At 58.3% G+C, this 8,083-nt stretch carries 8 protein-coding genes; 2 read left to right on the forward strand and 6 right to left on the reverse strand.

What is annotated here, in order from left to right:
- Nucleotides 1–429: a peptidylprolyl isomerase gene (locus AAAX59_RS03840; protein WP_055286916.1), complete on the reverse strand. Its 429-nt coding sequence runs from the start codon at nt 427–429 to the stop codon at nt 1–3.
- A gap of 120 nt (nt 430–549) precedes the next feature.
- Between AAAX59_RS03840 and AAAX59_RS03845 the strand changes: the two genes are divergently transcribed.
- Entirely contained in the window at nt 550–1,563 is a 1,014-nt protein-coding gene (locus tag AAAX59_RS03845; protein WP_117640822.1) for a membrane dipeptidase, read from the forward strand.
- Nucleotides 1,564–1,637: 74 nt separating this feature from the next.
- Nucleotides 1,638–2,414, forward strand: a complete 777-nt coding sequence (locus AAAX59_RS03850) for a SprT family zinc-dependent metalloprotease (protein WP_349070694.1) — start codon at nt 1,638–1,640, stop codon at nt 2,412–2,414.
- 6 nt (nt 2,415–2,420) lie between these two features.
- Here AAAX59_RS03850 and folB read toward each other — a convergent pair whose 3' ends face one another.
- The 5 genes from folB to nrdD form a co-directional block, all read right to left on the reverse strand.
- Nucleotides 2,421–2,906: a dihydroneopterin aldolase gene (folB, locus tag AAAX59_RS03855; RefSeq protein ID WP_195624795.1), complete on the reverse strand. Its 486-nt coding sequence runs from the start codon at nt 2,904–2,906 to the stop codon at nt 2,421–2,423.
- Nucleotides 2,907–2,949: 43 nt separating this feature from the next.
- Nucleotides 2,950–3,531: an HD domain-containing protein gene (locus AAAX59_RS03860; RefSeq protein ID WP_349070695.1), complete on the reverse strand. Its 582-nt coding sequence runs from the start codon at nt 3,529–3,531 to the stop codon at nt 2,950–2,952.
- Nucleotide 3,532: 1 nt separating this feature from the next.
- Entirely contained in the window at nt 3,533–4,090 is a 558-nt protein-coding gene (folE, locus tag AAAX59_RS03865; RefSeq protein ID WP_055309734.1) for a GTP cyclohydrolase I FolE, read from the reverse strand.
- Nucleotides 4,091–4,156: 66 nt separating this feature from the next.
- On the reverse strand, nt 4,157–4,738 hold the full coding sequence (gene nrdG / locus AAAX59_RS03870) for an anaerobic ribonucleoside-triphosphate reductase activating protein (protein ID WP_349070696.1): 582 nt from the start codon (nt 4,736–4,738) through the stop codon (nt 4,157–4,159).
- Nucleotides 4,739–5,164: 426 nt separating this feature from the next.
- Nucleotides 5,165–7,387 carry an anaerobic ribonucleoside-triphosphate reductase gene (gene nrdD, locus AAAX59_RS03875; RefSeq protein ID WP_055309732.1) on the reverse strand — a complete coding sequence of 741 codons (2,223 nt, stop codon included), beginning with the start codon at nt 7,385–7,387 and terminating at the stop codon, nt 5,165–5,167.
- Nucleotides 7,388–8,083: the final 696 nt, after the last annotated feature.

Here is an 8,083-nt window from a genome sequence, read left to right on the forward strand (position 1 = left end):
CTAACCCTCGACCTCGACGAGCTCGATATCAAAGTTGAGGTCCTTACCGGCCAGCTCGTGGTTGGCGTCGAGCGTCACGGCCTCGGGCGTTACGTCGATGACCACGGCGGGGACGGGCATGCCGCTCGGCGTGGACAGGAAGAGCTTCATGCCCTTCTCGATCTGCTCGATGTTGGGAACCTGTTCGGCCGGGAAGGTAATAACCATCTCGGGATTGTGCTCGCCGTAGGCATCGGCAGCAGGAATGTGCACGGTCTTCTTCTCGCCCACCTGCATGTCGACAACGGCGGCGTCGAAGCCCTTGATCATCTGACCGGCACCACAGGTGAACTCCAGCGGCTCGCCGCGATCGTAGGAGCTATCGAACTGCGTGCCGTCGTCGAGCGTGCCGCGATAATGGGTCTTGACCTTCTTGCCCTGGTTGGACATGGTAACCTCCGTGATAAGGGCGGCGCACAACGCGGGCCGCCGTGAACATATGGCGCTAACTATACCCTAGTCATACAATTCAAGGACAGTTTGCAAAGAAACGCTGCATCCGGAGGAACCATGGCATATCCCGTATTTGACCTACATTGCGACACCGCCGACCGCATCGGCTGGGCCACGCTCGATCTCGACCTGCGCTTTACCGCCGGCACCGACGGTTATTTCCCCGGCGACGAAACGCATCCGCAAGATTTCGACCTCATCGAGGGCAACGCCTGCGCCATCTCGCTCGCAAAGATCGGCAACACGCCGTGGGCACAGTGCTTCGCCACGTTTGTCCCCGATGAGATTCCCACCGCCCACGCCGCGCGCTTCCAGGCGCAGATCATGGCGCATATGAGCGGCCAGGCAATGCTCAACCACGACCGCATGGTCAACGTACGCAGCGCGGCAGACATTCGCCCCGCGCTCAAAGACGGCAAGGTCGCCTGCATCCACACCATCGAAAACGCCACGTTCTTTGCCGAGGACCCCGCGCTGATCGAGGTGCTCAAGAGCTTGGGCGTACTCATGTCATCGCTCAGCTGGAATGCGCAGGGACCGCTCGCGAGCGGACACGATACCCACGCCGGCCTCACCGCCGCCGGCATCGAGGCACTTACGCAGATGGAGCACGCCGGCATGGTGCTTGACGTCTCCCACCTCAACGATGAGTGCTTTGACGAGGTTGTCGCCCACGCCACACGTCCCTTCGTCGCCAGCCACTCCAACTCCCGTGCGGTTTGCGGCGTCAAACGCAACCTTACCGACGACCAGTTCCGCACCATTCGCGACATGGGCGGTATCGTCGGCCTCAACTACTGCAGCGAGTTCCTTTCCAACGACGCAACCGACAAGACCGCCGCAGACGTCACCTTCGACCAGCTAGCGGCACATATCGAGCACTGGCTCGACCTGGGCGGCGAGGACGTCATCGCGCTCGGCGGCGACTGGGACGGTGCCACGGTACCCGCCTTCCTCTCCGATGCCAGCAAGATGCCCGAGTTCCAGAACATGCTCTCCAAGCACTTTGGCAAGACCGTGATGCAGAAGCTCTGCAGCGACAACGCGCTTGCCTTCTTTGAGCGTTATTAATTTCACATCCCTTGAGCGGGCCGGCATGCCGAACGGTCGACATGCCGGCCCGTCCCCAATCTGAAGGACCGCTTTTGACGCAGCAGTTTACGATTTCCGCATCCCGACCGGATGGGACGCCCATCCCCGTCATCGTTACCAAAAAGCGCGTCAAGAACTTCAACCTACGCGTCACGTCGAGCGGCGAGGTCCACGCCAGTGCACCGCTCGGCGCCAGCCGCGAGCGTATCGAAGCGTTTGTGAAGCGCAACAGCGCCTGGATTATCAGCCGACTTGCCCAGCGCGGGCAACGTCAGGCGACGGCGCGAGAGCCGCTCAGTCCCTCGTCCATCATTGCGCTTTGGGGCAAGCCCATCACCGTACAGGATGCGCTCGATCACAACTTTGCATCACCCGCACCGCGACCCAAACAGGCCACCTTCGCAAGTTTTATGGGTACCGATGAATCGGACGAAGGCCCACAGGCCCAGCGGCGCGCAATCCTCGACGGCCTAACGTCCGATGAACTCCAAGCCCACATCGACCAGCTCTATGCAACCGAGGTCGCCACGGCGCTGCGCGATATGGTGCACGCATACGAAATCGCAATGGGTGTCGCCGTTTCCCGCGTTTCCGTACGCAGCATGAAAACGCGTTGGGGCTCATGCACTCCCAAATCCGGCGCCGTTCGCATCGCACGAGAACTTGCCGCCTACCCCGTCGAATGCCTCGACATGGTTGTCGCCCACGAGCTCGTCCACTTGCTCGAGCCAAGCCACAATCAGCGGTTTCACGCGCTGCTCGACACGTACTGCCCCAACAACAGGGCTCTGTCGCAGCGGCTCAAAAAACCGCCCGCCAACGAGCTCTAGAGTCGGTTAGCGCACGCGCTCGATCTCGACACCGCAGCTTGCCAGGGGAAGACCGACGGGCGCCCAAGGCTTATCGAGCTTAACGTGCACGCCAAGCAGCAGGGGGTAACGACGCAGCAGCATCTGGGCCACACCCTCGGCTGCAGCCTCGATGAGCTTAAACGTATGCTCGCGCAGATAGCCATCGACATCGTGGCATACCGAGCCGTAGTCAATCGAGGCGTCCAGGTTATCGTGCTCCCCCGCTGCACGCAGGTCGGCATAGAGCACCAGGGACACGATGAACTTCTGGCCCAGCGCGTTCTCTTCGGGATATACGCCGTGGTTAGCAAAAACCTCAAGACCTTCAACGGTGATGCGGTCGGCATGGCGCAGATCGTCATAGCTCACGTGGGGTACCGCCGTTGCGGTGGATATTTCGCCCCTTCCACGGCGGGCGAGCTCGGCACCTTCAGTCTTGGTTGCATTCTCGGGCAGTTTCTTATTGCTCATCGCGATCGTCTCCTTCGTTTAGAACCCCGACCGCGCAAACTAACTACACGCGAATCGACAGGTTCTTTTTATCATCGCTCCAGTTGCAAGCATTGCGCGCGGGGCATGCAAAGCAGGCGCGCGACGCTTTATCGGCCGCATAGAGCAGACGCTCAAGCGGTTGGCTGTTCACGCGCAGCTTTCGATGGCCCAGAATGGCCGTCTTAATGGCTGCGGCATCGGCCGGCTCAAACGCCACATCATCGGGCATGCCGCCGAGAATCGCATCGGCGACGCGTTCGCTTGCAACATCATGGGATATACCCGATTCATACTGTTCATCTTTGCCGATATCGTGAAGAAGCGCCGTGGCATAGATGACTTCACGGTCAAACTCGAGCTCTTCCTCAAGATTCTTGATCCACATAATGCGGGCGACATCCAGCAGATGGTCAATACCGTGGCGGCAAAAGATGCGCCCCGATTCCAAGCGCGCAATATTGCCCAGATGGCGCCGGAATAGCCCGTTGTCAACGATATAGTCAATGCGAGGCATGACGCCAAAGGGAGCCAGGCCCGAAGCCATAAAACCGCGACGCGGCGTCCCCTCATCGGTCTTCGATGTAAAGTCGTTGACGACCCTCATGCTAACGGCCCAGCATCCTAAAGAATCGCTCCTCGAGCGCCGGATCGGCCTCAAAGACGCCGCGACGAGCGAGCGTCACGGTCTTGGTGCCAGGCTTTTGCACGCCGCGCATGGTCATGCACATATGCTCGGCTTCCATGAGCACAATCGCTCCCTGGGGAGCGAGATAATCCATGAGAGCGTCGGCAACCTGCGCACACAGCTGCTCCTGCAGCTGCAGACGGCGGGCATAAACCTCAACCGTGCGGGCGAGCTTGGAAAGCCCAGCCACCCGACCGTTAGGGATATAGCCAATGGCGGCCTTGCCATAAAACGGCAGCAGATGGTGCTCGCACAGCGAGTAAAACGTAATGTCGCGCTCGATAACCAAATCGTTCGAAGCGACGGCAAAGGTTTTGGACAGGTGCTCCTCGGCACTCTGGTCCATACCGCCGGCGATCTCACCATACATACGGGCAACGCGCGCCGGGGTCTCCAGCAGGCCCTCACGAGTTGGGTCCTCGCCTATGCCTTCAAGCAAAAGCTTAATGGCGGCCTCGACTTTTTCCTGATCGACCATCTGGGCCTCACTTTTCCGATTAAACGTTCGCGCTATAGTACCACGCCCTCCGGCATCGACCACAAGCTACATAGTATGGGTCGAATAGACCGGCTCATCACGCCAGAGCTCAACAGCATCGCAAAGCGCAACGTTCTCGCGCTCGGCACGGGCGCGCGTGGCGTTCATATCGATCACACGTTGATTGCTCGAACCCCTAAAACGAAGCGAAATATCGTACAGGTCCTGAACAAACGGACCGTCTACCAACATATCAAGACAGGCAAGGATACGGTTCGTCACCTCGGTATGATGACGGCCACCCGACATAAGCTCCTCGAGCACGTCGCCGGTAAAGCACCAAATGGTCTTGCCCGACCCCGCGGGATAGGCCGCACGCACGCGTTCGATAAAGTCAACAAGCCCCACCTGATTCTCGGGCTCCATAGGCTCGCCGCCCAGAATCGTCAGGCCATCGATAAAGGGATGATCGAGACTCTCGATAATCTTGTCCTCGACGGCACGATCGAACGGCTCACCCGCAGCAAAGTCCCACGCGACAGAGTTAAAGCAATTCTTGCACCCACGACGGCACCCGCTCACAAACAGAGAAGTACGAACGCCTTCCCCATCAGCAATGTCGAAATACTTGATGTTCGCGTAGTTCATAAGTAACTCTCCCGGGAGGCCGGGACATATCATCCCGTCCTCAAACATTCTCGGTCTTCGGCCTGCGAAACTGCGGGCGGGACGATATGTCCCGGCCTCATGCAAAGGGTAGCTCAATGAACGAAGCGAACATCGAGCATAGGGTTCGAGATCTAATAAAAACTGGGTTGCGGCTCAACCGCCATCGCAAGTAAATCGCAGCTGCAGCTCGAATTATCTCCGCTAAGAACTTCGAGGAGTGAGCAGACCGCATGCCGCATCTCAGCTACGTCAACTTGGCCGCCCCGTAGCGAGGCCCCGGACCTTTGCTCGATATGAGTTCCGCACGAACAGGAGGCGCCAGTGGCGCCTCCGTCGTGAGCCAGGACTGTCCGAAATAGCGAGTAAAGGTCCGGGGCCTCGCTACGGGGCGGCCTGGGATGGTTATTAGAGATGCAGCACGCGGTCGCGGATCTCCTCGGTTCGGCCCTGGTTCCAGAACTGGGTACCGATGTAGCCGCACGTACGACGAGCGACGTTCATCTTCTCCTGGTCACGATTGCCGCAGTTGGGGCACTCCCACACCAGCTTGCCGTCATCCTCGACAATCTTGATCTCACCGTCGTAGCCGCACACCTGGCAGTAGTCGCTCTTGGTGTTGAGCTCGGCGTACATGATGTTGTCGTAGATGTACTGCATCACGCGAATGACAGCCTTGAGGTTGTCCTGCATGTTGGGAACCTCGACGTAGGAGATGGCACCGCCCGGCGAAAGCTGCTGGAACATACCCTCGAACTTGAGCTTGTCGAATGCGTCGATCTCCTCGGACACGTGGACGTGGTAGCTGTTGGTGATGTAGCCCTTGTCCGTCACGCCCGGGATGATGCCAAAACGACGTTGCAGGCACTTGGCGAACTTGTAGGTCGTCGACTCAAGCGGGGTACCGTACAGCGAGAAGTCGATATCGCTTTCGGCCTTCCACTCGGCGCACTTGTCGTTCATGCGCTGCATGACGGCCATGGCAAAGGGCGTGCCCTCCTTCTCGGTGTGGCTGTGGCCCGTCATGTACTTAACGCACTCATACAGGCCGGCATAACCCAGACTAATGGTGGAGTAACCGCCCACGAGCAGCTTGTCGATCGTCTCGCCCTTCTTCAGACGGGCGAGAGCACCGTACTGCCAAAGAATCGGTGCGGCGTCAGAAAGCGTGCCCATCAGACGCTCATGGCGGCACAGCAGGGCGCGGTGGCACAGCTCAAGGCGCTCGTCGAAGATCTTCCAGAACTTGTCCATGTCCTGATGCGAGCTCAGGGCGACATCGGGCAGGTTGATGGTCACAACGCCCTGGTTAAAGCGACCGTAGTACTTGGGCTTGTTTGGGTCATAGTTCAGCGCGTTGGCCACGTTGTTAAATCCGTTACCGGAGCGGTCGGGCGTCAGGAAGCTGCGGCAGCCCATGCAGGTATAGCAGTCGCCGTTGCCCGCGGTCTCGCCCTTCGACAGCTTGAGCTCGCGCATCTTCTTCTCGGAGATGTAATCGGGCACCATGCGCTTGGCGGTGCACTTGGCAGCCAGCTGGGTCAGGTAGAAGTACGGGGAATCCTCGTGAACGTTATCGTCCTCGAGTACATAGATAAGCTTGGGGAATGCCGGGGTAATCCAAACGCCGGCCTCGTTCTTAACGCCCTCGTAGCGCTGGCGGAGCGTCTCCTCCACGATCATGGCAAGGTCGTGCTTCTCCTGAGGCGTACGGGCCTCGTTAAGATACATAAAGACCGTCACGAACGGCGCCTGGCCGTTGGTGGTCATAAGGGTCACGACCTGATACTGGATCGTCTGGACGCCGCGACGGATCTCGTCACGCAGGCGGTCCTCAACAACCTCGCGGACCTTTTCGGGAGATGCGGAAACGCCGAGCTCCTCGAGCTCGCGGGCGACCTCGCCGCGAATCTTTTGACGGCTCACCTCGACGAACGGGGCAAGATGGGTCAGCGAAATCGACTGGCCACCGTACTGGGAGGAAGCAACCTGGGCGATGATCTGCGTCGCGATGTTGCAGGCGGTCGAGAAGCTGTGCGGCTTCTCAATCAGCGTACCCGAGATAACAGTACCGTTCTGGAGCATATCCTCCAGGTTCACCAGGTCGCAGTTATGCATGTGCTGGGCAAAGTAGTCCGAATCATGGAAGTGAATCAGACCCTCATTGTGGGCATCCACAATCTCCTGGGGCAGCAACACACGCTGAGTCAGGTCCTTGGAGATCTCGCCGGCCATGTAGTCACGCTGAACGGAATTGACGGTCGGGTTCTTGTTGGAGTTCTCCTGCTTGACCTCTTCGTTGTTGCACTCAATCAGCGACAGAATCTTGTCGTCGGTCGTGTTCTTCTGGCGCTTCAGGCTCTGAACATAGCGATAGATGATGTAATGGCGAGCGACCTCGTAGCAGTCGAGACGCATAATCTCGTCCTCGACCAGATCCTGAATCTCCTCGACCGACACGGTGTGGCCCGCGTTCTCGCATGCCTCGGCGACGTTTTGTGCCGCGTAAACCACCTGGCGGTCGGTAAGACGAGAGCTCTCCTCGACCTCCAAGTTTGCGGCGCGGATGGCATTGACGATCTTATCGATGTCAAAGACAACCTCGGTGCCGCTGCGTTTGATGATCTTCATCCTCTTGCCTCTTTCGCATCGTAGCCTCATCGCGCTTCAGAGCCAAACGATACCCGGCAGGGCTTGCCCCTGTCTTGCGGCGCCGTCGCGCAATCTGTGTTCTCGATAAACCATAAGTCCTCATGCGGACAATCCTCGCGGCCGATCAAGCGGCTCAAAGACGTGTCCAAATGGGGCGAATAAGGTTCTCGTTCTCTGTCCGCCATCTATCATACGACAAAGAGGCATCTATATCCTGTATTCTTTTTTTAGGTCAAACACAACATATAGTGTTTCAGCAGGTCAAAGCAATTAGTCTATTTGCAGACGCATTAAAAACGAGGGGTTCTTGGCAAGCCGCTAAAACGTTACCAACTCGACTACCTGCAAGGCAGTTATAAAACCCCCTTAAGCAAGACGCGGACAAATCCTACCAAAACCAAGCCGCTCACGCCAAAAGAATCCAAAAGATAATGCTTGACCAACATGTTGCGGTCGAGCTGATATCAAGTCCGGCACAAGCGATCCTTCAAACTCAAAAGTCATCCATCAGCCACGGCCGAAGCATTTTGACTGAATTGCTCAAGAAAATCAAAACCACCCCTAAAAGGGGTGGTTTGCTCTTAGGGTATAACCCTTGGATTTCCGGCACGCGTCTAAAGGCGCCGGCCCTCACGGGGTTCGGGCCGCACTGCAGGTTGACCCGTGACGGGCCGG

The sequence above is a fragment of the Collinsella sp. CLA-ER-H2 genome, assembly GCF_040092405.1.
Lineage (GTDB): Bacteria > Actinomycetota > Coriobacteriia > Coriobacteriales > Coriobacteriaceae > Collinsella.

Coding starts and splice junctions, on each gene's coding strand:
- AAAX59_RS03840 (WP_055286916.1), bottom strand. CDS start 429: ATGTCCAACCAGGGCAAGAAGGTCAAGACCCATTATCGCGGCACGCTC.
- AAAX59_RS03845 (WP_117640822.1), top strand. CDS start 550: ATGGCATATCCCGTATTTGACCTACATTGCGACACCGCCGACCGCATC.
- folB (WP_195624795.1), bottom strand. CDS start 2,906: ATGAGCAATAAGAAACTGCCCGAGAATGCAACCAAGACTGAAGGTGCC.
- AAAX59_RS03860 (WP_349070695.1), bottom strand. CDS start 3,531: ATGAGGGTCGTCAACGACTTTACATCGAAGACCGATGAGGGGACGCCG.
- folE (WP_055309734.1), bottom strand. CDS start 4,090: ATGGTCGATCAGGAAAAAGTCGAGGCCGCCATTAAGCTTTTGCTTGAA.
- nrdG (WP_349070696.1), bottom strand. CDS start 4,738: ATGAACTACGCGAACATCAAGTATTTCGACATTGCTGATGGGGAAGGC.
- nrdD (WP_055309732.1), bottom strand. CDS start 7,387: ATGAAGATCATCAAACGCAGCGGCACCGAGGTTGTCTTTGACATCGAT.